Source organism: Blautia sp. ZXY-1-B12 (assembly GCF_056339915.1).
In genome coordinates this window covers 1-23,305 of record NZ_JBWJVP010000166.1, presented here as the reverse complement: position 1 = coordinate 23,305, position 23,305 = coordinate 1, and the positions used below count along the sequence as shown (strand labels likewise).

Annotated in this window: 21 protein-coding genes, 1 pseudogene and 1 other annotated feature; of the genes and pseudogenes, 14 read left to right on the top strand and 8 right to left on the bottom strand. The window is 42.6% G+C overall.

Annotated features, from left to right (window positions below; translation table 11 throughout):
• Both AC075L_RS08920 and AC075L_RS08915 read left to right on the top strand, forming a co-directional pair.
• The coding region (locus tag AC075L_RS08920) for an ACT domain-containing protein (protein WP_476387550.1) at positions 1–173 on the top strand (173 nt) is incomplete at its 5' end.
• An 89-nt stretch (positions 174–262) separates the two neighbouring features.
• Positions 263–1,627: a DUF711 family protein gene (locus AC075L_RS08915; RefSeq protein WP_476387549.1), complete on the top strand. Its 1,365-nt coding sequence runs from the start codon at positions 263–265 to the stop codon at positions 1,625–1,627.
• Between the two features lie 361 nt (positions 1,628–1,988).
• Here AC075L_RS08915 and AC075L_RS08910 read toward each other — a convergent pair whose 3' ends face one another.
• Positions 1,989–3,080 carry a pyridoxal phosphate-dependent aminotransferase gene (locus tag AC075L_RS08910; protein ID WP_055060040.1) on the bottom strand — a complete coding sequence of 364 codons (1,092 nt, stop codon included), beginning with the start codon at positions 3,078–3,080 and terminating at the stop codon, positions 1,989–1,991.
• Positions 3,081–3,695: 615 nt separating this feature from the next.
• Positions 3,696–3,947 (top strand) — a binding site (T-box leader).
• A 244-nt stretch (positions 3,948–4,191) separates the two neighbouring features.
• Between AC075L_RS08910 and AC075L_RS08905 the strand changes: the two genes are divergently transcribed.
• The 3 genes from AC075L_RS08905 (at position 4,192) to AC075L_RS08895 (ending at position 7,114) form a co-directional block, all read left to right on the top strand.
• Entirely contained in the window at positions 4,192–5,214 is a 1,023-nt protein-coding gene (locus AC075L_RS08905; RefSeq protein WP_008704725.1) for an ABC transporter substrate-binding protein, read from the top strand.
• A 175-nt stretch (positions 5,215–5,389) separates the two neighbouring features.
• Complete coding sequence (locus AC075L_RS08900) at positions 5,390–6,316, top strand: ABC transporter permease (RefSeq protein WP_022380584.1); 927 nt, start codon at positions 5,390–5,392, stop codon at positions 6,314–6,316.
• Between the two features lie 3 nt (positions 6,317–6,319).
• Positions 6,320–7,114 carry an ABC transporter ATP-binding protein gene (locus tag AC075L_RS08895; RefSeq protein ID WP_022380585.1) on the top strand — a complete coding sequence of 265 codons (795 nt, stop codon included), beginning with the start codon at positions 6,320–6,322 and terminating at the stop codon, positions 7,112–7,114.
• A 119-nt stretch (positions 7,115–7,233) separates the two neighbouring features.
• On the opposite strand, the gene AC075L_RS08890 is transcribed toward AC075L_RS08895, so the two are convergent.
• From AC075L_RS08890 to AC075L_RS08880, 3 genes are read right to left on the bottom strand one after another with little or no spacing between them, the layout of a single operon-like run.
• Positions 7,234–8,508, bottom strand: coding sequence for a chloride channel protein (locus AC075L_RS08890; protein ID WP_118566272.1), 1,275 nt, complete (start codon positions 8,506–8,508; stop codon positions 7,234–7,236).
• Between the two features lie 18 nt (positions 8,509–8,526).
• Positions 8,527–8,790 (bottom strand): DUF308 domain-containing protein, encoded by a 264-nt coding sequence (locus tag AC075L_RS08885; RefSeq protein WP_243104624.1) that lies wholly within the window; start codon positions 8,788–8,790, stop codon positions 8,527–8,529.
• The gene (locus AC075L_RS08880; RefSeq protein ID WP_243104625.1) at positions 8,790–9,053 is read right to left on the bottom strand and encodes a DUF308 domain-containing protein; all 264 of its coding nucleotides are present in this window, start codon (positions 9,051–9,053) and stop codon (positions 8,790–8,792) included. Before AC075L_RS08880 ends, AC075L_RS08885 begins: the two co-directional genes overlap by 1 nt.
• A gap of 94 nt (positions 9,054–9,147) precedes the next feature.
• Between AC075L_RS08880 and AC075L_RS08875 the strand changes: the two genes are divergently transcribed.
• Positions 9,148–9,561: a potassium channel family protein gene (locus tag AC075L_RS08875; RefSeq protein WP_008704717.1), complete on the top strand. Its 414-nt coding sequence runs from the start codon at positions 9,148–9,150 to the stop codon at positions 9,559–9,561.
• Positions 9,562–9,570: 9 nt separating this feature from the next.
• Here AC075L_RS08875 and AC075L_RS08870 read toward each other — a convergent pair whose 3' ends face one another.
• From AC075L_RS08870 to AC075L_RS08860, 3 genes and pseudogenes are all read right to left on the bottom strand, one after another.
• A complete protein-coding gene (locus tag AC075L_RS08870; RefSeq protein WP_118566273.1) occupies positions 9,571–10,359 on the bottom strand; it encodes a DUF2238 domain-containing protein in 789 nt (262 codons plus the stop codon).
• Between the two features lie 80 nt (positions 10,360–10,439).
• Entirely contained in the window at positions 10,440–10,844 is a 405-nt protein-coding gene (locus tag AC075L_RS08865; RefSeq protein WP_476387548.1) for a nucleotidyltransferase family protein, read from the bottom strand.
• A 40-nt stretch (positions 10,845–10,884) separates the two neighbouring features.
• Positions 10,885–11,808 (bottom strand): annotated as a pseudogene (locus tag AC075L_RS08860) (tRNA(Met) cytidine acetate ligase); the annotation flags it as partial.
• Positions 11,809–12,018: 210 nt separating this feature from the next.
• Between AC075L_RS08860 and pta the strand changes: the two are divergent.
• The 7 genes from pta (at position 12,019) to AC075L_RS08825 (ending at position 21,198) form a co-directional block, all read left to right on the top strand.
• Entirely contained in the window at positions 12,019–13,029 is a 1,011-nt protein-coding gene (gene pta, locus AC075L_RS08855) for a phosphate acetyltransferase (protein WP_019161337.1), read from the top strand.
• Between the two features lie 231 nt (positions 13,030–13,260).
• Positions 13,261–14,451 (top strand): acetate/propionate family kinase, encoded by a 1,191-nt coding sequence (locus tag AC075L_RS08850; RefSeq protein ID WP_008704712.1) that lies wholly within the window; start codon positions 13,261–13,263, stop codon positions 14,449–14,451.
• 274 nt (positions 14,452–14,725) lie between these two features.
• Positions 14,726–15,253, top strand: a complete 528-nt coding sequence (locus AC075L_RS08845; RefSeq protein WP_008704711.1) for a YceD family protein — start codon at positions 14,726–14,728, stop codon at positions 15,251–15,253.
• 4 nt (positions 15,254–15,257) lie between these two features.
• Positions 15,258–15,440 (top strand): 50S ribosomal protein L32, encoded by a 183-nt coding sequence (rpmF, locus tag AC075L_RS08840; RefSeq protein ID WP_008704709.1) that lies wholly within the window; start codon positions 15,258–15,260, stop codon positions 15,438–15,440.
• Positions 15,441–15,525: 85 nt separating this feature from the next.
• Positions 15,526–16,878 (top strand): MATE family efflux transporter, encoded by a 1,353-nt coding sequence (locus AC075L_RS08835; RefSeq protein WP_118566296.1) that lies wholly within the window; start codon positions 15,526–15,528, stop codon positions 16,876–16,878.
• 137 nt (positions 16,879–17,015) lie between these two features.
• Complete coding sequence (locus AC075L_RS08830; protein WP_118566275.1) at positions 17,016–19,241, top strand: hypothetical protein; 2,226 nt, start codon at positions 17,016–17,018, stop codon at positions 19,239–19,241.
• Positions 19,242–19,293: 52 nt separating this feature from the next.
• Positions 19,294–21,198 (top strand): sensor histidine kinase, encoded by a 1,905-nt coding sequence (locus AC075L_RS08825; RefSeq protein ID WP_022380591.1) that lies wholly within the window; start codon positions 19,294–19,296, stop codon positions 21,196–21,198.
• Between the two features lie 44 nt (positions 21,199–21,242).
• Here AC075L_RS08825 and AC075L_RS08820 read toward each other — a convergent pair whose 3' ends face one another.
• Positions 21,243–21,965, bottom strand: coding sequence for a LytR/AlgR family response regulator transcription factor (locus AC075L_RS08820; RefSeq protein ID WP_022380592.1), 723 nt, complete (start codon positions 21,963–21,965; stop codon positions 21,243–21,245).
• Between the two features lie 248 nt (positions 21,966–22,213).
• Here AC075L_RS08820 and AC075L_RS08815 point away from each other — a divergent pair, with 248 nt between their 5' ends.
• Positions 22,214–23,026 (top strand): hypothetical protein, encoded by an 813-nt coding sequence (locus tag AC075L_RS08815; protein ID WP_008704704.1) that lies wholly within the window; start codon positions 22,214–22,216, stop codon positions 23,024–23,026.
• The last annotated feature ends 279 nt before the right edge of the window (positions 23,027–23,305 follow it).

Genomic DNA, 23,305 nt, shown 5'->3' with positions numbered 1-23,305 from the left:
TCTCCCAGACCATCGTACAGGGATATTTCAACATGATGATGGTAACAGATGCCAGCAAATGTGAGAAAGACAACGGAGTTCTTGCCAAAGAACTGGAAGCCCTTGGAGATAAGATCGGTGTAGTAATCCGCTGCCAGCATGAAGATATCTTCAATGTAATGCACAGAATCTGAGAAAATCTAAGCAGGTAAGCCACTGAGGGACTTTCCTGTATCAGATTGCCTGAAAAATGCTGAGAGAACATACAAGGGAGAAAAACAAAATGATCAATATTTTTGAAGTAAATGAAACGAATAAAATGATCGAGCAGGAGAATCTGGATGTGCGTACCATTACTATGGGTATCAGCCTTCTGGACTGTATTGACAGTGATCTTGCTGTTTTAAATGAGAAAATCTATAAAAAGATCACAACCTGTGCAAAGGATTCGGTATCTACAGGTGAGGCTATTTCCGGTGAATATGGAATTCCGATCGTAAATAAAAGAATTTCCGTAACTCCGATCGCATTGATTGGCGGAGCTGCATGTAAGACAAAGGAAGATTTTGTAACTATTGCAGAAACTCTGGATAAGGCTGCCAAGGTGGTAGGCGTAAACTTTATCGGCGGTTATTCTGCACTGGTAAGCAAGGGAATGACTCCTGCTGAGAGACTTCTGATCGAATCTATCCCACAGGCTATGGCGAAGACAGAGCGTGTCTGCAGTTCTGTAAATGTTGGATCTACACGTACAGGTATCAATATGGATGCTGTTAAGCTGATGGGTGAGATCGTTCTGGAAACAGCGAAAGCTACCAAAGATCAGGATTCCCTGGGATGTGCGAAGCTGGTTGTATTCTGTAATGCACCGGATGATAACCCGTTTATGGCAGGTGCTTTTCATGGTGTGACAGAAGCAGACACTATCATTAACGTTGGTGTCAGCGGACCTGGCGTTGTTAAGACTGCGCTGGAACAGGTAAGAGGTAAGGATTTTGAAACTCTTTGTGAGATGATCAAGCGTACTGCCTTCAAGGTAACACGTGTTGGTCAGCTGGTAGCACAGGAGGCTTCCAGACGCCTTGGTGTTAAGTTTGGTATCGTGGATCTGTCTCTGGCTCCTACTCCTGCAATTGGTGACAGTGTTGCCGAAATCCTTGAGGAGATTGGTCTGGAGCATGCAGGCGCACCGGGTACAACAGCTGCTCTTGCCCTGTTAAATGACCAGGTTAAGAAGGGTGGAGTTATGGCTTCTACAGCAGTTGGTGGTTTGAGTGGTGCATTTATTCCGGTCAGCGAGGATCAGGGTATGATCGATGCGGTGAATGCAGGGGCACTGACTCTTGAGAAGCTGGAAGCTATGACTTGTGTATGTTCTGTAGGTCTTGATATGATTGCAATTCCCGGAGATACGAAGGCTTCTACGATTGCGGGTATTATTGCGGATGAGTCTGCAATTGGTATGGTGAACCAGAAGACTACGGCGGTTCGTCTGATCCCGGTAATTGGTAAGGGGGTTGGCGAAGTGGTTGAGTTCGGTGGACTGCTTGGTTATGCACCGATCATGCCGGTGAACCAGTTCTCCTGTGATGCGTTTGTGCAGCGTGGCGGAAGGATTCCGGCACCGATCCATAGCTTTAAAAACTGATAAAAAAGGCCAGAAACTTCGGAAAAGGGGAGTTTCTGGCTTTTCTTTGTTTAAGAGGGACGCGGGGCGGAAAATATTTTGTCTGGGGTGCGGTTTCGGAGCCTAAGATATTCTAAGCCGCCAGAAATCTGCTAAAAGCATGAGCCGTCTTGTCAAACTCGCTCCGTTGCAAACTTCGCTCAGACAGTGAAGCAGACGGCTCATAACGCAGATTTCCGGTGACTAAGAATATCTAAGACTCCTGCAAATGCACCCCAGACAAAATATTTTCCGCCCCGCTGGTAGCTGGTTTTAAGCTATGATGGATTGGATTGTTTGTATTATTTTATGGAATTACTATAAATAAAAGAAATGTCCTGCTTTAAAGGGATTCCAGTATATGCAGAAGTCGGGTGTTGTCTTCGGGGTGCATGATGCAGAAGCGGATGTATTCGCCGTCCAGGCATTCGAAGGAGGAGCAGTCACGGATCATGAGACCCTGACGGATGCAGGCGTCGAAGACGTCCCGGGAGGTCAGGCCGGGCTTCTGGATTTTCAGGAGGAGAAAGTTGGCGTAGGCCGGGTAGGTTTTGTAAGTGGGGATATTCTCCAGTGCTTTGAGCAGGCGGGTGCGTTCTGAGAGAATGAGGTCTCGGGTCTGGCGGATGTAGTTTTTGTCCTTGAGCATCAGCTCGCCGGCCAGGGCTCCCAGACTGTTGAGGGACCATGGTACCTGTTTTTCTTTCATTTTTTTGAGAAATTCCAGGTTCCCGGTGATTCCGTAGCCAAGACGCATACCTGGGGCTGCGTAGAATTTTGATACGCCGCGCAGAATCATAAGGTTCGTGAATTCTCTGGTAAGGCTGACAGCAGTGATCTCATTGATATCCGGGGCAAATTCTACATAAGTTTCGTCGATCATCACGAAAATGTTCCGCTCATTGCAGAAGGAAACGATTCTGCGCAGGTCATTTATGCTAATTGCAGATGAGGTAGGATTATTTGGGTTGCAGAGGATGAGAAAATCGTATTTTCCATCCAGGGTGTGACAAAGATCATCTACATTGAGGACAAAGTTATCCTCTTCGCGCAGATGGTAATATTCCTGTGTACTTCCGGAGAAGGAGAGTTCCCTGGAGTATTCTGAATAGGTCGGACCCAGGATAAGGGTATGCTTTGGATTTCGTTCCTGTATCAGCAGTGCGATCAGTTCGCTGGAACCATTTCCGGGAAGGATGAATTCAGCAGGAATATTACAATATTCTGAAATTGTGCTGCGAAGTGAAGTATAATCTCTGTCTGGATAAGAAGACAGGATATCCAGCCGTCCTGCAAGCTGTTCCTTTACATGCTCGGAAAGCCCCAGCGGATTTACATTAGCCCCAAACTTCACAATTTCCTCCGGCTTAAGCTGATAGACCTCACATATTTTCTCAATATCACTCCCATGAAAAACCATTTTTGCTGTTGACATATAATATCCCTCATTTCTATATAAATAATCTATTTAAACTTAAAATTACCACATAGCAGATCGCAGATCTTTTCTGAACATTATTTTAACACTTATCACATCGTTCTGTAAACATCACTGTTTACATATTGCTATCCTGAAATATACAGGTCCCAATATCATTGCAGCAGGCATTTAACAGAAGGCAAGTCCCCACCCACTGCTTATTGCTTTTCGCAACCACCGCAGGGGATTTACTTGATCCGATTAAATAAGTCTCCTGCGGTGGTGCAGAAAGCAAGCAATTCGGCATGCTGTCGAAAATGGAATATATGTCAATTTGTCAGTACACAGCGAAGGAATGGGAAGGGATTTCGGGCGCATTTGAGGGTTCATAGTAATTCTTGGTATTTGGGAAGCTGCGTTATTCAAAAAAATCTCACTGTCTGAGCGAAGCGAGTTTGAGATTTTTTTGAATGCTTTTAGCAGCTTCCCAAATGCCTTAGAATTACATGGTTCCGAAACTAAGCCCGAAATCCCTTCCCATTCCTTCGCGTCCCTTTTGAAAAAATTAATGGGAAAAAATAAAAAATAAACCTCTTGACATATCTGCATTAGCGTGGTAAAGTAAACACATCAAAACCGATGAGAAAGAAGAGTAAACAACCAAGAATCATTCCAGAGAACGGCAATTGGTGGGAAGCCGTATGAAACTGATTGTTGAATGGCCTTTCGAGGGCGGTCCGAAATCTTGATAAGCGTGAGAGTAGGCACCGACGGGAACCGAACCCGTTATAAATCAGGAGTGTATGTTTGTACATGAGAAAGTGGACGATTCGTCAATTTGAGTGGTACCGCGATAATAAGATTCTTATTACCGTCTCAAGCAACAGATAGCTTGTGGCGGATTTTTTTATATATAAAGAGAATCTGTTATATGGCACCCCCTGTAATGCAGGAAAATCTGCTGATGGCAGGTGGGTATCACAGCAGTTGACACATCCGGGAAAAAGAGGAATCCGGGGAGTTCTTTCTCACAGACAGTAACAAGGGATTGGTAAACATCCCTGAGACTATGGCAGTTAAAAAACCATGAACTGCTAAATAAGATGTAGAGAGAGGAAAAAAGACTATGAAAAAAAGAGTATTAGCAATCGCAGCAACAGCAATGGCAACTATGATGATGGCATCACCGGTTATGGCACAGGATTTCAAGATCGGTATCTGCAATTATGTAGATGACGCTTCCTTGAATCAGATCGTAGACAACATCCAGTCCCGTCTGGAAGAAATCGGCAAGGAAAAAGACGTAAATTTTGATGTGTCCTATGATAACTGTAATGCAGATGCCAATGTTATGGAACAGATCATTTCTGATTTTCAGGCTGATAATGTAGATTTGATGGTAGGTATTGCAACACCTGTAGCAATGCGTATGCAGTCCGCAACAGAAGGAACCGATACACCGGTTGTATTTTCCGCAGTGTCTGATCCTGTAGGAAGCGGCCTTGTAGAGGATCTGGATGCACCGGGAGCAAACATTACAGGTACAAGCGATTATCTGGATACAGCATCCATCATGAAACTGATCCAGGCAGTGAACCCGGATGTAAAGAAAATCGGACTTTTATACGATATCGGACAGGATTCTTCTACAACAGCCATCCAGGAAGCCAAGGATTATCTGGATAAAGAAGGCATCGAATATGTAGAGCGTACAGGTACCACAACAGATGAGGTACAGCTTGCAGCAGATGCACTGGTGGCAGATGGCGTAGATGCAGTATTCACACCAACTGACAACACAATTATGACAGCAGAGCTTTCTATCTATGAGAAATTCATTGATGCAGGTATCCCACAGTATACAGGAGCTGACTCCTTTGCACTAAACGGTGCATTTGTCGGATATGGTGTTGATTATGCAAACCTTGGACAGAAGACAGCAGATATGATCGCAGACATCCTTATGAATGATGCAGATCCTGCAACAACATCTGTTGAAACTTTTGATAATGGTACTGCAACAGTAAACACAGAAACCTGCGAGGGACTGGGACTTGATCTTGAAACTGTTAAAAAAGATTTCGAGCCGTTATGCACACAGGTAAATGAGATCGTTACAGCAGAGAGCTTTGATGATGTAGAGAAATAATAAGGATATTCGGACAGCATTTTGAATAAATTCAGAATAAGTTCTGGGTTTATGGAATCCATTGTGCCGGTTGAAAAGACTGATATATTTTCTGAATTAAAATGAACAGCAGCAGATATTTTCTGTTGCTGTTCATTGAATGTAATAAAATAAATACAAACTGGAGGAAATCATCGTGACTATTGCGACTATACTCTCTCTTGGAGAGACCGCGCTGAAACTTGGCCTGATCTGTTCATTGACAGTTCTTGCCCTGTTTCTCAGTTATTCCATGCTGAATGTCTGTGACCTTTCCACTGATGGCTGTTTTACACTGGGAGCAGCAGTGGGAGCAGCAGTGGCAGTCAGCGGACATCCTTTTTTATCAATTTTTGCAGCTATGGCTGCAGGTATATGCTCGGGCTTTGTGACAGCCATACTTCAGACAAAGCTGGGTGTTGACAGTCTTCTTGCAGGAATTATCGTTAATACGGCTCTTTATTCTGTGAATATTGCAGTGATGGGAGGTTCCTCCCTGATCAATATGAACAGAACAGAGACGGTATTTTCCATGACGAAAGAAACATTGAAAAGTACACCGCTGAAAGGAAGAGGAGATATTGTAGTTGCTTTCATTGCAGTAGCAATTGTGATTGTCTTCCTTGTATTTTTCTTAAGGACAAGACTTGGTCTGGCAATCAGGGCAACAGGAAATAATGCAGATATGGTAAAATCCTCATCTATTAATCCGGTATTTACTACGATTGTAGGTCTCTGTGTTGCCAACTCCTTCACAGCACTTTCCGGATGTCTTCTGTCTCAGTCACAGAAATCTGTAGATATCAATATCGGACAGGGAATGGTTACCATCGCGCTGGCTTCCCTGCTGATCGGTGGTACGATTCTTGGCAGAGGTGGAATTTTCGTGAGAGCTGTTGGCATGGTACTTGGATCTTTTATTTTCCGTCTGGTATATACCGTCGCACTGAGATTCAATATGCCGGCATTTATGCTGAAACTGGTATCTTCTGTAATCGTTGTGCTGGCTATTTCAGGTCCATATTTGAAAAAACAGTGGCCGCAGATTAAGAGAAGAATGACTCACAGGAAGGGAGTACAGTGATTTATGCTGAAGATTGAACATATTTCCAAGACTTTTAATCCGGGTACGGTAAACGAGAAACAGGCCATCAGAGATTTATCCCTGAATTTGGAGAAGGGCGATTTTGCAACGATCATCGGTTCCAATGGAGCCGGTAAATCCACTCTGTTTAATGCAATCTGTGGAGATTTTCTTACAGATTCCGGTGTGATCATGCTGGATGGACAGGATATTACTTTTATGCCCCAGCATGTACGTGCAAAGACCATCGGTCGCCTGTATCAGGATCCTATGAGAGGAACTGCACCCGGAATGACCATAGAAGAGAATCTGGCGCTTGCAGCAGGGAAAGGCGGATGGCTTTCCCATGTGTCCAGACAGGAGAAAGAGCGATTCCATGAAGAGCTGAAACTTCTGGATATAGGACTTGAGAAACGTATGACTCAGCCGGTAGGACTTCTCTCCGGTGGACAGAGACAGGCGCTGACACTTCTCATGGCAACCATGAATCCGCCCAAGCTTCTGCTTCTGGATGAGCATACAGCAGCCCTTGACCCGGGAACAGCAGAGAAGGTGCTGAATCTTACGAAACGGATCGTGGAGGAGCATCAGCTTACCTGTCTGATGATCACCCACAATATGCAGTCGGCCCTTGATCTGGGAAATCGTATTCTGATGATGGATTCCGGAGATATTGTGCTGGATATCCATGAAGAAGAAAAGAAAGGCCTGACAGTGGAAGGACTTCTGGAGAAGTTTAAGACAGGTGCCGGTAAGATGCTGGATAATGACCGTATTCTTCTTTCCGGAGAAAAGTAATTATAAAAATAACATGTAATTGTAAATGAAAGAACCATTATATACAGAAGTTATAGTTGTTGCCTGAGGCATACAGCCATGTTTTCTGATATAATGGTTCTTTTTGTCTGGTAGCGACTCTATTGCTTGCTGTAATTTGCAGAAGGTTCCTGCTCTGGTTTGAGTGTGATAAGTTTGCTCCCAACCGCTGCTGCGATGAATATCCAGATAAACATTTTAACCGGGAAGCAGAGGAAGAGAAGCATGGTTACTGCCAGTGGCTTTTTCATGATTCCGCCCAGAAGTGACGCAGTAACGATTGCAGCTCCAAATACCACATGTCCCCCGTCTGGCCCGCAGGTCAGCATTGCCATGCCGTATCCCATACATACTCCGGCAAAGATGACAGGGAAGAAATGTCCTCCCTTTAAACCGAACTGAATACACAGATTTGTCAGCAGAAGTTTGAAAAACGCGATAGCAATAAGTGCCAGCGGCAGATAGGAGGTGTAAGTTTTCATAAGTGTTCCCATCTGTTCTTCTCCGGAAAACATAAGTGCAGGTAAGAATGAACCTGCGATTCCAAGGCATAAACCTGCAAAAATCTCTCGGACAACTGCCGGGAATCTGCTGGAAATACTTCCCGTCAGCTTGTGTGTTGCCTGATAGAAGTATGCCAGGATAAGACCGCACAAAATATACAGAATCATAAGCAGATAGTCTTTTCTCTGGATTTCCACCATATCAAAGGATGGAAATCCGGAAAGCCCTGCACCAAAAAGTGCAGATAAACCTGCATAAATACCAGTGCCTGCAGCCAGCGCGATTCCGTAAATAAATAATTTAGAACCCTTTGTTAAGGCTGCAAGGTCTTCCTCAGAGTTTTCTTCTACTTCGAAAATGCCGAACAGAGGTGCATGAAACAGCACACTCATGGAGACTGCGGCACCGATCTGCGAATAATTTCTGGCATTCTGTTTGGCAAACTTCAGATTGTCTCCGGCCCAGTAGCATAAACCTACGATAATACCGGTAAGTCCAGCTTCGGGACCTACACTGCTTCCTATGAGTAATGGCAGCAGTGCTGCCACCATCATTACAAGCATGTTTTTGTATTCGTATCTTTTTTCTGCTCTGACTTTTTCCATAACGGTTTCAAGATCTTCGGGATAGTCTCCGAATATTTTTCGGAAAATACCGATAATTGCCGCACCGGCAACACAGATAAGAATCGTATAATAGGGAACAGAGGTTTTTCCGGGAAGCCATTTCCATAGAAATTCAGTTCCGACTGCCATTATTTTCAGCAGGATCCATACCAGTGCACCGGCAACAGCACCAATGAGTGCACAGAACAGCCACAATTCAAGCTGATTTTTTAAAGATACGTTTTTGGGGCTTTTTGTGTTATTCATACAGTCATAACCTTTTTGTTAGTTTTCGGTCTTTCCGAAATTGATTCCAAGTACGATCATATTGATACCCTGCATTAAAACAGAAAAAGCGATCATATATCCTGCAGAGATCATGGTAAGTACAGGATGGGTAAATGAAATGATGCTGACAATTACGGATAAAACACCGCACACAATACTCAGGATACCTTTTCCTTTAGATGTTTTATATACCTTTGTGCCGCCGGCAATCTGGAAAATACCGTAGATCAGAATGATTGCACCGACCATATAAGCTGCCATTACGTCTGTGATGAACCGCTGAATAATAAGATAATACCTGCAAGTCCTTCCAGAACACCGAGAATACATGCTCCGATTTCTTTCTTTTCTTTGGATAAAGAAAGGATTACAAGTTCAATACCATTTACAAACAGAAGGATTCCCAGGATCCATCCGATGGCAAGAAAAGTTCTCATTGGTCTTACAAGAGTGTAGACTCCTAATAACAATGTTAAAACTCCGGTGATCAAAGTGAGGTATTTTAGTGCTTTATTATCTTTCATACTGTTAAGCTCCTTTCATATTGCAAGTGAAACCGTTTTATACTATACTTCAATTAATTTCAGGCAGTATATTATTTTATTGGAGGACAAGTGCATGAAAAGAATTAAAGTATTAGGCAGTGTGTTAAAACGGACTCGCGCAGATAAAATTATCATTGGTTTTATTGTGTTTATTTTTGCTATCGCAGCAGTGATCCAGCTGGTTGAACCGGACATTAACCGATACGGAGATGCACTGTGGTATTGCTATGCGGTGATCTCCACTGCCGGATTTGGCGATGTGGTTGCGGTTACTTTTATTGGAAAAATGTGTTCTGTTCTTCTGACGATCTATTCGCTTTTTGTAGTTGCCATTGCCACCGGGGTAGTGGTTAATTTCTACACCCAGATGGTGGAATTGCAGCGAAAAGAGACACTTGCCATGTTTATGGATCAGCTGGAAAGACTTCCTGAGCTTTCCAGAGAAGAGCTGGAGAATATTTCCAGAAAAGTGCGCCAGTTTCGGTAGCTGTGGATCTTACTGATCTCTGGAAAAATGTTCTTCTTCCTGTTTGCTGCGTACCTGCGGGATCAGAGAAGCTGCCAGCTTTCCTTTTCCGCGGTTTCGCAGATACAGAATACCGATGACGGAAAATACTACTGCACCGATAAAGTTTACGATCAGATCTTTCATGGTATCAACAATACCAATATCAAGATAGCCTCCCAGATCCCAGGTCTCACCGTTAACGATCAGGGACTGAACATCTACATGGATGGGAACGTTTGCACCGGTAGGATTCAGCTTCACAGAGTTGATGGCCGGTACGATCCAGTCCTTCTGCATATCCATTCCAAAGAACCAGTCCATGCTGAATTCAAAGAATTCCCACATAACACCAACAGTCATTGAAAAACAGAATGCAAAAAAAGCTACAAAATACGGTGACATTTTAATGGAAAACCTGTCACTGCGGTTAAAAAGATCAATCAGTGCAAATCCGATGGCAGCCATCAGAAAACCGTTAGTAGTATGCAAAATGGTATCCCAGATAGGGATTTTTACATAAAAGGCATTAATTTCGCCAAGAATTTCTGCTGAAAAGATAAAGATCAGAATGACTGTTTCCAGTCCCGGTGGTATTGTGACGTTCAGTTTCCTGTCCAGAAACTGTGGAACCATAAAAAGGATCAATGTTAAGATTCCCAGAAACATATTGTGGTAATTTCCCAGGAAAAACTGACGTACAACAGATAAGATTACCAGGGCGGTAAGTACCATCTGAATCTTTGTTCTGTTCTTTTTCAAACCTGAATTAGCTTTCATTTTTCTTTTCCTCCTTCCTTATTTTATATCCTTATCCTCACTGTTTGTATTTTAACATAAGTGCATCTAAACAACAAGAATTATAGGATAATAAGCTGTTTCTGGGATTCGTGGCAGAATTTTTTGTCGGTTTTCAGACAAAGGAGTTTTTCGTATAAATTGGAAGAAAAAACAGTTTCAGATAAAATCTGATTTCCTTTACTGTCCAAAAGATTTTGGGCGTCCGCAAGCTTGGTGATAAGAGGAATTCGGCTGTGCTGCTTGATCTGGCTTAGCAGTTCACTGCTTTCCCTGCGGAAGCCAAGAACCCGGGCAAAGGGAGTCTGTGTGGGCGCAGTATGGATATTTAATATAATATGAAGCAATGCTCGCTGTATTCTTGTCTGAGTCAGCTCTCTGGTTTTTAAAACAGATACAGACTGGGAAAAGGACAACAGAAGATTTTGCTGATTTATGATCCGTCGGGCGGAGATCCTCGGAAACATCCATATAGGAAGAAAGGCTTTCTACATTTTCTTTCATAAGGCAGTAAGAAAGAATAGAGTCCAGAGAATTTTCTGTGAGAAATTCACCGGAGTCCAGCGCCTTTTTGAAAACGTAAAAAGCATCTGGTGGAATCTGGGATGATAATATATTGGCAGTTTTGGTATCCGGATTCCTGACTGGATTATTTATGTCTGAGATTGCCTCTGAATGGCCACCTCCCGGATTCTGAATAAGACTGCGTATAGCAGTTGCAGATGCAAAGAAATCAGTAGATGACTGTAAATCAGGGGAGGAGCTTGCTGAATCTCCTTCAGGGACAGTGGTTTCATGATAGCCCATTCCCTCCCTGCGGATCGTGACAGGGCAGATCCGGCTGTTCAGACGGAGAAGTGCCTTGCAGTATTCGATCCCCAGAATATTATTCGGTGTATTCAGGATCTGTGTAACTTCATTTAACAGAGGAGTAAGTACCCCGTCAAAATCGTCACCACTGAAGTTGCGCGGATTTTTAAAATATTCTGTCAATGCCTGGCTTCTGGCAGCGGGAAAAGTCAGACCTTCGCTTAAAAAGCTTTTCAACAGTTTCTTATATTCTTCAGGTTCTTCTACAAGGATCTCAGCCAGTTCTTTCAGTGCACTGATTTCCCCTGACTCACTTCCAAAGCAGAGTATATCAACAATATCAAGGCTGTCTAACAGGGAAACGCCCCCCATTGCAAAGGCTTCTGCACTTGCTGTAGAGATGGATACCGGCATTTCAAGTACAAGGTCAGCGCCGCACCGCAGAGCCATTTCTGCACGTGCGTGTTTGGAGATGAGAGCAGGAGTGCCGCGCTGCACATAATCTCCGCTCATGGCAACGATAACATAGTCTGCTTTTAGCTTTTCTTTTGTATACCGGATCTGATATTCATGTCCTTTGTGAAAAGGATTATATTCTGCAATAATTCCTGCTGTTTTCATAAATTTACACAGATGCTCCTTCCTGAAATTTTGTAGAGTTCTCTCTTTTTTACCATATTGCATCTTAAAAAATACTTTTTTATGTCATATTCTACCATTCAGATGCTTGAAATACAAGGCTTCAGGAGTTATAATGAAAACAGCGCAGATAATTGATAGAAAATTGATATTGGATATCAGAACTGCTATATGAAAGGAGCCATTTTAATCATGGGATTTATTGACACACTCAAAGAAAGAGCAAAAGCAAACGTAAAAACAATCGTACTTCCGGAGACAGAGGATAAGAGAACTCTGGCAGCTACAGAGAAAATTTTAAAAGAAGGAATTGCAAAGGTTATCCTTGTTGGTAACGAAGAAGCTGTTAAAAAGAGTGCAGCTGAAGACGGATATGACATTTCCGGCGCACAGATCGTAGATCCTGCTACATCAGAGAAAACACAGGGATACATTGACAAGTTAGTAGAATTAAGACAGAAAAAAGGCATGACACCGGATCAGGCTAAAGAGATTCTTCTTAACCAGTATCTGTACTATGGTGTAATGATGGTAAAAATGGGCGATGCAGACGGTATGGTATCCGGTGCATGTCACTCTACAGCTGATACATTAAGACCATGTCTTCAGATCCTGAAAACAAAACCAGGTACAAAACTTGTATCTGCATTCTTCTTAATGGTAGTTCCGAACTGCGAATATGGTGCAAACGGCGCATTTGTATTTGCTGATTCCGGTCTGAACCAGAACCCGACTTCAGAAGAGCTTGCAGCAATCGCAGCATCTTCTGCAGAATCCTTTGAACTTCTTGTTCAGGAGAAACCAATCGTTGCAATGCTTTCACACTCCACTAAAGGCAGTGCAAAACATGCTGACGTAGATAAAGTAGTAGAAGCTACAAAGATTGCAAAAGAGCAGAATCCGGAACTTGCACTTGACGGAGAATTCCAGCTTGATGCAGCTATCGTTCCAAGCGTAGGCGCTTCTAAAGCTCCTGGAAGCGAAGTTGCAGGTAAAGCTAACGTACTTGTATTCCCAGACCTTGATGCAGGTAACATCGGATACAAACTTGTACAGCGTCTTGCAAAAGCAGAAGCTTACGGACCTGTAACCCAGGGTATCGCTAAACCTGTAAATGACCTGTCCCGTGGATGCTCTGCAGACGATATCGTTGGTGTGGTAGCTATCACAGCAGTACAGTGCCAGGCTGACGACAACAAATAAGATTTCAGTCAGACCGTAAAACGGACTGAGAATTATTTCATTGACTACATAATGTTAAAGGCATCGGAGGAGATATTTCTGATTCTGATGCCTTTGATATCATTACTCATATTTCCCTGGAAATGATGAGAATAATATTATAATATGAAAGGAAAAGCTGACAGAAATATTCGAAGACTTGTGTCAGGATTATGGACAGTATTCGAAATTTGTTGCCGGCAGAATATGAAAATGAACGTATTAGTAATCAACTGTGGAAGTTCATCCCTTAAATATCAGCTGATCAACTCTGATTCAGAAGCAGTTCTTGCAAAAGGTCTCTGCGAGAGAATCGGTATCGATGGAAGATTAGTATATCAGAAAACAGGCTGTGACAAAGAGATCACAGAAGCTGCAATGCCTACACATAAAGAAGCAATCCAGATGGTACTGGATGCCCTCACAAATGATAAAACAGGCGCAATCGGAAGCCTGAAAGAAGTAAATGCTGTTGGACATCGTGTTGTACATGGTGGTGAGAAATTTGCCAAATCTGTAGTGATCACAGATGAAGTAATCTCAGCAGTAGAAGAATGCAATGACCTTGCACCACTTCATAACCCTGCAAACCTGATCGGTATCCGTGTATGCTCCGAGCTTATGCCGGGTGTACCTCAGGTAGCAGTATTCGATACAGCTTTCCATCAGACAATGCCTGCAAAAGCATATCTCTATGGTCTTCCGATCGAATATTACAAGAACTACAAAGTAAGAAGATATGGTTTCCACGGAACATCCCACAGCTTTGTTTCCAAACGTGCTGTTGAATTCCTTGGCCTTGACAAAGATAATTCCAAAGTTATCGTCTGCCACCTTGGAAACGGTTCTTCCATCAGTGCTGTTGTAAACGGTGAGTGTGTTGATACAACAATGGGTCTTACTCCACTTGAAGGTGTTGTTATGGGAACACGTTCCGGTAACATTGATCCTGCTATCATGGAATTCATTGCTAAGAAAGAGAACCTTGACATCGCAGGTATGATGAATGTTCTCAATAAGAAATCCGGTCTTCTTGGATTATCCGGCGGATTATCCAGTGACTTCCGTGACCTGAACGATGCAGCTCAGAGTGGAAACGAAGATGCAGCTAACGCAATCGATGTTCTCTGCTATGGTATCGCTAAATTCGTTGGCGGATATGTTGCAGCTATGAACGGTGTAGATGCCATCGTATTTACAGCAGGTATCGGCGAGAATGCTATTCCTGTACGTGAGAAAGTTGTAAGCTATCTTGGATACCTTGGAGTTACACTTGACAAAGAAGCTAACGGAGTTCGCGGAGAAGAGATCGTTATCTCTACACCGGATTCCAAAGTTAAAGTTGCTGTAATTCCTACAAACGAAGAACTTGCAATCTGCAGAGAGACAGTAGCTCTGGTTTAATTTTCACAGATAATAAAGTGTCTGTTTTGTGTCCAAACGAGAGAAATATAACTGGATAAAAGTTATATTTATATAGAAGGGAAGGGTGCATCTGTCAGGAGCACCCTTCTTTGTGCCCGTAAGGCATGTGGAAATTACCTGATAATAATGCCGCCGGATGATAAAATACTTCGTAAAGGAATATTACTTGACAAAATGTGAAATTTTTCTAATTTATCGTTGACAAAAGCAGAGGCGGTATGTATAATAAAACAAGTGTGGATAGGAGAAAAGTATGCAGATACATTTATCAGATATTTCATCCAGTGAAGGAATGCGTATTCAGAAGACTGCAGAGTTTGGAATGGATACGATCACCTTTCAGTCAGGAAGCTTTCCGGTACTTGCAAAAGAACCCATAGAGCTTACGATCACGAATACAGGTGACAGAAATCTTGAAATCAGAGGAACAGGTAAGATTACCGTAGGTATTCCCTGTGACAGATGTCTGGAAGAGGTTTCAACAGAGATTCCTTTGGAGATTGAGCGAAAACTTGATATGAAGCTTACGGATGAAGACCGTGTGAATGATCTGGACGAAAGTTCTTATCTCACAGGTATGGACCTGGATGTGGACCAGCTGGTCTATCTTGAGGTACTGATGAGCTGGCCTTTGAAGGTTTTATGTAGAGAAGACTGCAAAGGAATCTGTAGCCAGTGCGGGAAAAACCTCAATGACGGTCCCTGTGGATGCGTCGAGGAACCTAAGGATCCCCGTATGGCAGCTATCAGTGATATATTTAGTAAATTTAAGGAGGTGTAACATAATGTCCATCTGTCCGAAGAATAAATCTTCCAAAGCAAGACGCGATAAGAGAAGAGCAAACTGGAAAATGAGCGCTCCGAACCTTGTAAAATGCAGCAAATGTGGCGAACTGATGATGCCGCACAGAGTATGCAAAGCTTGCGGAAGCTACAACAAAAAGGAAATCATTAAAGTTGAAGACTAATTTTTAATGATTGCAAAGTATGGCAGGTTCTCCCGTTTGGGATGCCTGCTTTTTTGTGTATTATTTTATGGATGAGGAAAAAGTAATGAATGAGAGGGAGAAGGTAAATCAGATTACAGAAGGTGTGATCTGGAAACAGCTGCTGTTATTTTTCTTTCCTATTGTATTTGGAACATTTTTTCAGCAGATTTATAATACGGCGGATACTATTGTTGTAGGTCGTTTCGTAGGAAAACAGGCACTTGCTGCAGTTGGAGGTTCTGCCAGTCAGATCGCCAATCTGATCGTTGGCTTTTTTGTAGGGCTTTCCTCAGGGGCGGCAGTTGTGATCTCGCAGTTTTATGGGGCAAAAGATAAGAAGAATCTGAGTAAGGCACTGCATACAGCATTTGCATTCTCCATTGCAGCGGGAATTGTTCTTACTGTAGTGGGGATTTTTCTGACCAGACCTGCATTGCTGCTTATGAAGACACCTGCAGATGTAGTAGAGGACTCTGCAGTGTATCTTCATATTTATTTCGGCGGAATGGTTTTTAACCTGGTTTATAATATGGGAGCAGCCATCCTGCGTGCAGTAGGAGACTCCAAAAGACCACTGTATGTTCTGATCATTACCTGTGTGCTGAACATTATTCTTGATCTGCTGTTTGTGGTTGCGTTTGGCATGGGTGTGACAGGAGTAGCTGTTGCTACAGTTACTTCTCAGGTGATCAGTGCGCTGATTGTAACAGTAATGCTTCTGAAAACCAGAGAGATATATGTGCTGAAGATCAATCAGATCCGTTCTAACAGAAGAATGCTGTTTTCAGTTCTGAGAATCGGTATTCCGGCAGGTCTGGAATCTGTAATGTATAATATTTCCAATATTGTGATACAGGTATTTGTAAATAATCTGGGAACTGACACAGTGGCGGCATGGGGAACTCTTGGGAAAATAGATGCTCTTTTCTGGATGGTGATCAATGCATTTGCGATTTCCATTACTACCTTTGTGGGACAGAATTTCGGAGCCGGTAAATATCACCGTATGCGGAAAAGTGTGAGTGTCTGCATGATCATGAGTATGGCCAGTTCTGCGGTGCTGATCATTTTGATGTATTCATTTGCTCCCTGGATTTATCGTCTGTTTACCACAGACAGCGCAGTGGTTGTCCATGGTGTTCATATGAGTCGTTTTTTACTGCCGTCCTATTTCATTTATGTGATCATAGGAATCCTGTCCGGAGCGCTGAGGGGTACCGGGAAGGTTCTTGTGCCTATGCTTCTTACCTGCGGCGGTGTGTGTTCTTTGAGAATCCTGTGGCTTTTTACAGCCGGCCAGATATACCCGGGAATTAATACGATCATGCTCAGTTATCCGGTTTCATGGAGCATTACGGCAGTATTGTTTATTGTATATTATTTTATGAAATTTCCAGGAAAGAAAAAGGAGAATTAACCATTTTTCATGAAATAATGCAGTTTATCCTATGTCTGTTGCCGAAATCCGCCAGATAAGGTAAGCTAAGAACAAAGGAAATTGAGAATAAAGATAACGGATTGAGCAGTAATGTAAAATGAAAGTATGAAAAAAGCATGAGAAAACAGAAAATAACAGTTCTGATTTTAATGATAACTCTGTGCCTGACTGGCATATGGGGAATGAAAAAAAATACCACAGTATGGGGCGCGGTGATCCGGGTAAATGATGTGATCGTACCTCATGATATTCCTGCAGTAGCTGTAGAAATAAATAAAAGCAGCGAACTGATTACTGAGAAACTGTCTCGGGTTTTCTATACAGTTTATACAGACACAGATACACTGCATATTCCGGTGTTCTGGGATGTTTCGTCTGTAAATATGAAACTGGCAGGCGTTTACACAATGAAAGGTGTACTGAAGCTTCCGCCTGAGTATGCTTTTGATGAGAGTAAAAGTCTGCAGGTACAGACAACTGTTTCTGTGCAGTACCCGGACAAACCGGATATTAATATATATTACAGGCTGACTGCGGCAGGAATCTATATATTTCCCTGGTTGAAGCAGGAAAATTTTGACTCCATGGAAGCTTATCTGAAGAAAGAAAGCGGACAGTGGATCAACCTCACTGAGGAGGGCTTTGCTCTCTGTGAAGAGGAGGGGCTGTATGTATCTAACCAGAGTATGGTTGTGGGTAATACCTATTCCCTGCTGGTAACCTATGATAATGGAAAGAAGCAGACCAATACTCTGCGGTTTCAATACCAAAAAGACGGCAGTCTTAAAATTTACGGTTATCAGCACAATCTGCTTGGAAATACACAGAAGCCTGGAAAAATCATCTGTTCTTATGATACCGGAGATGAGAAATATCTCAGCAGATGTGCTGCCTATGCAGTAAAAACGGGGGGAAGCCTGAAGCAGATTGAGAAAGAATTGAAGGAGAATGTCAGACTGAGGGTCAGTACTGCTGAAACATTTGAAAATACAGCCGAGAATCCGGAACTGATTCTGGAATCTTCCTGGGATCTGAGCCGGGTGAATAGGGAAAAACAAGGCGTGTACAAGGTAACCGGATCATTTGTGATCCCAGAGGGATATGAAGTATCTGACAGCCTGACGCTGCCAGAGGCATATGCATATCTTTCTGTACAGAAAAAAGGAGAACCACAGATTAATACCTACAGCATGCCGATGGTAGACCTGCTGGAATTTCCTATGCTGCTGGATGGATTTTCTGCAGAAGAACGCCGGAACATACAGGTTTACCTCTCTGAGAATGAGGGAAATTACCGGAAAATTGATGATGACTTGGTGGAAGTGACTTCTGCTGGAATTCAGATTTATTACAGAGAGATATTAAAGAAAGGACAGAACTACCAGATCTGTGCTGTCTATGAGAAAGGGAGCACGGGAATTTATTCTTTTTCCTATAATGATGCCTTTATTGTCAACGAATACTGGCATGAGCGGAATTTTTCAGACAGGGAGGAAAAAGATCTTCCTGACATTGTGCAGAAAGCACCTGCTTCGTCAGATGAAATGCAGGGAGAAAAGGAAGAGAATCTGAATACGGGAAGTGCCGGATATCATTATGACAACTCTTACGGAACAGACAATAATACAGACGGACAGAATAGCAGCAGTAACAAAGCTTCTGATGCAAAATCTGCTGAAATATCGGATACAGAGAATTCTGTGACAGAGTTAAGCACCGACACCATTACTGCAGTCAGTGGAAAGAGAATGCTTCTTATGATCCAACAGAATGGAAGTGCAAGGTTTGAGAAACAGGGAATCTCTGTAACATTTTCTCCGGATACAGTGAACGGATGGAAGATCAATGCAGAGGATGAAATCCAGATAGGAATCGAGAAAACGTCAGAAACTGCATTTTCTCTGCGGATTTTTGTCAGAGGTGAGGAGGTAATAGAAGTTCCGGGAACAGTGGTGGAATTTCAGACATCTGTGTTTGGTGGAATCCAGTCACCTGAAACAGTAAAAGCGGAGGATGTGCAGGGAAATCAATATGCAGTGAATTATCAGGAAAAACAAAATGTTCTCTGTATGGAGATCAACCAGACAGGGGATTATTTTTTGACAGATGGAAAGTCAGAAAGTATAGGAAATCAGACGGATGAAGAAAGCGTGAAAGCTATTTCAGACGGAGAAGATATAGGTTTTACAGAAGAGCCAATGCCAGAGGAGGAAACGGAGCAAAAGACAGAGCAGAAAACAGAGAATTCCGCCAAACAGTTTCTGATGATAATACTTACATTACCGGCAGTATGTATCCTGGTGGCCGCCATTATTTTTGCAATTCGTAAAAAACGCAGATAAGCGACAGTGGAAAGGCAAACAAAGCACCTGAAAACAGAAGGAGGTGTCAGCAATGAAGAAGAACTGGAAATATTCATTACTACTTATAGCAGCTGTATTTGCATTGGCTATGGGCGTATTCTTTCTGTTTTATCGCTTTGATAACAAATATACGGCCAGGGGAGATCAGGCCATTCAGGGAATCCTCTATGTGCCTGATGATGATTCTGTGCATTATCTTGCCAGGGAATGGGAATATTATCCGGATGTATTGCTGACACCGCAGGAAATAAAGGAACAGAAGGAGGACTACTACAGCCGTTATGTTTCCATTGGCGAGTACGGTGGGATGGATATGGGCGACAAAAATAAATCTCCTTTTGGAAGTGGTACCTATCGGATGACCCTGGTGCTTCCTGAAAAAGAAAAACAATATGCTATTGGCCTGACAGAGATTTTTTCTGCTTACAAGCTGTATATTAATGGGGAATTGATGGGGCAGATGGGAAATCCGGATCCGGACAATTACCAGGAGCAGATTCAGAACAGGGTATTTACCTTTGAGGGAAAAGAAACTGCAGAGATTGTGATCGCAGTGACAGACAAACATTCGGTGTCATCGGGAATTCAGTATGTGCCGGTTTTGGCTTCTCCTTTTAAAGTGAATATTATCCGCGGGTTGTCACTTATGATTGCTGTGGTATTTATGGCTTTTACATTTTTTGTCCTGATTTTTTCAGTGTATATGTATATGCGAACTAAAAAAGTGGAGTTTGGACTTTTTGCCCTGCTTTGTATCTGTGTACTGGGATATGGTTCTTATCCGATCCTGCATTCCTTTGTTGCAGTAAAAGTACAGCCTTGTTATGGAATGGAGGCATTGTTCTATTATCTGATGTTTGCCGGTGTTATGCTGGTACAACAGAAGATCCTGGGAGGTGAGGAAAGGATTCCGGAAATTCTTGCAGGTGTGGCCGTAGCAGCCGGAGTGATGGTTTTTGTGGCAGAAATGCTGTGCAGCAGAGCCCAGTCTGCAACAGGGCTGTATCTGATCTCTAAGCTTACAGAGATTTTGAAGTGGGCAGCAGCCGGTTATCTGCTTTTCAGAAGTGTAAAGGAGATAAAACAGAAGTACAGTAATGTACTTTTAGTGGGAATTGTTGTTTATGCAGCGTCTCTGGCAGCAGACCGGATATGGAGATTATATGAGCCGATCATTGGCGGGTGGTTTACGGAAATTGGTGCAGTAGTGCTTGTAGCCAGTGTGGGACTGACTCTGTGGATGGAGATTGCCAATGCTTACAGATTTCAGCTTACCTATAGAGAATACAGCCGTCAGATGGAACAGAAACTGCAGATACAGAAACAGAATTATGAGGAACTTACAGAAAAGGTGGATGAGATCAGCAGGATGCGCCATGATATGAGACACCATCTGCGCACCATCATGTCTTACACCCAGCAGGGAAAATATCAGGAGATGATGGAATACCTGCAGGAGTATGCATCCGTTATAACAGAAGAGGAAAAGCGAATCTGTTATTGCAGAAACATGGCCGTAGATGCAGTGATCCATTTTTATGCAGGAGAACTGAGAGAGAAAGGGATTCCTTTTGAATGTGATATGATGCTGCCGCAGAATATTGGCATTTCAGATACAGATCTGTGCAAAATATATGGAAATCTTCTGGAAAATGCCGTAGATGCAGTAAAAGATCTGTTGCCGGAAAATAAGCCTTATGTAAAGATGCTTACAAAGGTTAAGAACAAGAAGCTTCTGATAGAGATTTCAAATCCATATTCCAATGAAATCCAGCGAAGAGAAAAAGTTTTTTATTCAACAAAGCATGAAGGCTTTGGAATCGGAACAGCGTCTGTAGCAGAAGTGGTACAACGAATGGGCGGATATGTAGTTTTTAATACAGAAGAGGGTATTTTTAAAGTAAATATCTTTCTGCCGGTGAAAACAGTACAGTAAATAAATAGTTACTGCCCGGAGGGGAAGAGGCATATCGGAAATACTTATTTATCAGAGTCTGAAGAGAATAAGTATTCCAGATATGCTTTTTTTATTGCGTTGGAGCCACGCTTGCGTACAGTAACAAGCTCCTGATTGTCCATAACAAAGCCTTCATCTGTGGATTTCTCGATGTGATCCATATTTACGATACAGCCTCTGTAACAGGAGAGAAAACATTTCATTCCCTCCAGAAGCTCTTCGAATTTCTGGAAGGTTATGTAGGAGCGTATAATGCCTGCATCTGTGGTATGTACCTGAACTGCATTGCGGTAGGTATCCACGTACAGGATGCTCCTGACAGGGATCTTTACAGGGGTACGGTCAGAGATCAGTTCTATATATCTGGAGTTCTGTGACTGTCTGAACTGGATTGTTGAGAGAATCCGGCAAAGCTTCTCCGGGTCAAAGGGCTTCAGCAGATAGTAGGATGCCTGTACATCATAGCTTTCCACAGCAAAGGAATCACTGCTTGAAATAAAAATCAGAGCAGTTGTATCCCTGGCTTCGCGGAGCTTTCTGGCTGCATCCATACCGGTCATACTGCCCATATAAATATCCATAATGATCAGGTCGTAAAATCCGGGTATGTATTTAGTAAAAAAAGCTTCTGCGCTGGAATACAAATGGATGTCTGCGGATGTATTCTGGGATTCATAATAAGAAGAAATGACAGATTTTACCTGACGCAGATCTTCCTTTGAATCGTCAAGGATTGCAATATTCAAAAGGAGTACCTCCTAAATTAACTTAAACATAATTTGTATTTTAGCGTATTTTCATGAGTTATTCAAGTACGGATTCCTTACTGAAAGCAAGTAATACCATAAGTATTTATTCATTTTTCCATATTTCATGAAAAATGTCATTTAATCCCATGTATCTTGAAAATAAGACTGAAATTTTTTATAGTAAGAACATAGAAATTCAGTTTAGAAATATGTACACACATTTTAAGAAAGGATGGTAAAAAAATATGAAAAACTGGAAAAAAATAATGGCAGGTCTTTGTGCTGCTGCAATGGTAAGCTCTATGGTTGTTCCGGTATGGGCAGCAGAGGAGACTACAGAAGAAGCAGCAGATGACGGAGATGTCGCGGATGTATCAGAGGCAATGTTAGGACTCTGGAAGGACAGCGCAGGAGATATCTACGGATTCTACAAAGATAATTCGTTTTTTGGCCAGTGGAAGGATGAAGAGCAGGATGTTCTTGGTGTATATGCTCTGAGTTCAGACGGAGAATATACAGCTCTGGTAATGCAGTTCGCAAATGACGACGGCACGTATGATGATGAAAATATGGTAACTTATCTGGTGCAGGCAAATGAGGAAGAGAATCTTCTGGAACTTTATGATCCGGACAGTCTGGACTTGACTGCAACCCTGGAGCCTTATGAGGCAGACGGTGATGAGTCGGATTACAATCAGACTTATCAGGATATGGGTGATATCCTGACAGAGTGTTATTCCGGCGAAACAGAAGCGGGTGAGACTTTTATTTATGCAGCTAATGAGGATGGAACTTTCTGCTCAGTACTTGTGATCGATCAGGATGATAACTATGTAAGCTTTGTTGGCGAAGGTACTTTTGATGAAGAGAACGGTACTGTGACGATTACTGATGAAGTTTCTGAGATGGCACTTACTTTTGGCGTGGCAGTGAATGATGATGATACACTGACACTGGATATGGGTGATCTTGGAAGCGCTACTGTAGAGGAAGCTACGCTGGCGGTTGCTGTGCAGGGACTGAAGTATGCAGTTGAGAATGGAACTGAGATGAACTAAGCAATTCTTTTTCAGGAACAAAAATATGTGATTTTGAGGATACTCCTCTTCGGATAGATTTATTCGGAGGGGAGTGTTTTTTCTGTGCCGGGGGTTTTAGAATGGCTGGGAAGATGGTATAATAAGGAGCGAATTCTATAGTTTTTGTGGAAGTGTTACAGGTGAGCAGAAACAGACAGGAAGCGAAAATTACGAGAGAGGTTTGAATTTATGAATATTTTGAATATAGAGCATGTTTCCAAGGTGTTTGGTGAGAAGGTGGTGCTGGATGATGTTTCC